The organism is Thermovirga sp., assembly GCA_012523215.1.
In the GTDB taxonomy this organism is placed as follows: Bacteria; Synergistota; Synergistia; order Synergistales; family Thermovirgaceae; genus 58-81.
Map to the genome: position 1 here is coordinate 1 of JAAYIZ010000021.1, position 1,858 is coordinate 1,858.

The 1,858-nt window shown below is 49.4% G+C and carries 2 protein-coding genes; both read right to left on the bottom strand.

Going from position 1 to position 1,858, the window contains the following annotated elements:
• Nucleotides 1-1,531 (bottom strand): BREX system P-loop protein BrxC (gene brxC / locus GX108_00720; protein ID NLO55572.1); only part of this gene is annotated, 1,531 nt, incomplete at its 3' end.
• A 51-nt stretch (nucleotides 1,532-1,582) separates the two neighbouring features.
• Entirely contained in the window at nucleotides 1,583-1,843 is a 261-nt protein-coding gene (locus GX108_00725) for a DUF1788 domain-containing protein (protein NLO55573.1), read from the bottom strand.
• Nucleotides 1,844-1,858: the final 15 nt, after the last annotated feature.

Here is a 1,858-nt window from a genome sequence, read left to right on the forward strand (position 1 = left end):
CATCGAAACGGTCAATGAGCAAAATGGAAATATTCCTTGGGTTGGCTTTGAACTCCCTGACATACTTCACCATCAGCAAGGCTTTGAGCACCCTTACAGCCAGGGGCTGGAGAGAATGAGTCCGCTCCGCGCTAAGAATGTCAGTTTGGATCTGGCTTTTAAGGGCCGTCTGAATACCGTCGAACATAAGATTAAAGGAGGCAAGGTGACCTACCTTTTTTTCTGCGATGCGTTTTGCGACTTCCTGGAAAACGCCCAACAAGGAACGTTCACCTACAGACCTGAACTTGCCCTCAAAGGCGTTATGTTCGGAGAGGCCCTTTATGGCGGACTGGAGCAATTCGAAGTGGTAAGGCATGAATGGGTAGCATGCGACGAAATCTTCCTCGGACTGGAAATGTCTATAAGTCCTTCCTGAGTCACGGAATTCGAAGAGTGTTTTCAGGTTGTTCTTTTCCTTTTCGTAAAGGAGGGCAAGGTCGCTGATGACATCGGACTTTTTTTGCAGAAGACGCCTCTGTATGACCTCTGCGACGTTCTTACTGGTCAGTTTCATCCTGCACTTAAGACGGTCCTGGATCTTCGAGAAGTCGTTGGACTGACGTCCGCCCACTTCCCCAATAACATCGTCCATGTCCTCCTGTGAAGTGACTATCAGCCATGCCTGTCCACGGCACTTGGTGGCCAGGCTCTCCGCTATGGTCTGGAGGTTTGTCATCAGCTTCACGTTATCAGCTATGTACTGCCCCACTTCATCGACAAATATGTTGAGCCTGAAACCCGGTCCCTGGTTGTCGATATAGTCCTTGACCTGCGAGGCGAAGTCCTCTATGGAAAGGTGATAAGTATGTTCATACCTGTCCAGGGTTTTTGTCGCTTCTTCCTCGGTCATCCCCTTTATCCTCGAAAGGGCCGCGATAAAATCTCCCGCTTCGAGCCAGACGTACTCTCTGGCTTCCTCCCATGGCTTACCCGATATCTCAAGAAATGCTTCTTTGAATGCTCCGTAACATCCCTGGCGATCCATGTCGTATTCGAACTGGGCAATATGGGGGATCTTGGGATCATAGCCTCGGAGATCGTTGAATACTTTCATGAATACGGAAAGCACCGCGTCAGTTTCCTTTTTGGACACTACGTCAGCCTTCTGGTCGATATTAAAAAGAATGCTTCTGGAGGGTATCGAAATGGCTTTCTCCATCTGCCCCTTGAGGAGGGCATCGTCCTTTAGTTTTTCCAGAAATATTTCAGCAGCAGGGAGGTCATCAAGAAGGAGGCGGTTTTCCAGAACATAGGAGAGGATCTTGAGCAGATGGGACTTTCCCGAACCGAAGAAACCGGATATCCAGGCGCCGTTTACTACCTGGTAGTCGTTGTAGTAGTCCAAAAACTCTGAAAGCCTTTGATTTATCTCGTTGGTTATTACGTACTCGTCAATCTCCTCAAAAAGGTGCTCGTCGTCATCTGCCTTGATAACACCTTCAATGATCCGGTCTATTCTCCTTTCAAATATCTCGTCGATCTTCATCATTTCTTCCACCTCCCGATACTTCGCCTGCCACGGTGCAGTCCCCCAAATAATTCAGACGGCATACTCATCGAGGTCAAAAGCCCGGTAGTAATTGTCGCCGGGCAAAAGTCCGAAAAGGTACAGCCTGTATCCCTTGCTCCTGGTGAATTGATACTTGCCGGGGAAAAAGCCTACCAGGGGATATGCCTTGAAAAGCCGCTGAAGGTTGCTCAATATACTGTGGGTCCTGAGATAGGGGTAGACCAGACCCACACCTGTGAGGAAGAACATACGGCACGCACCGTTTTTGAGCTTGCCCTCGATCTCGGGCACGATGGCCCTCTCCAC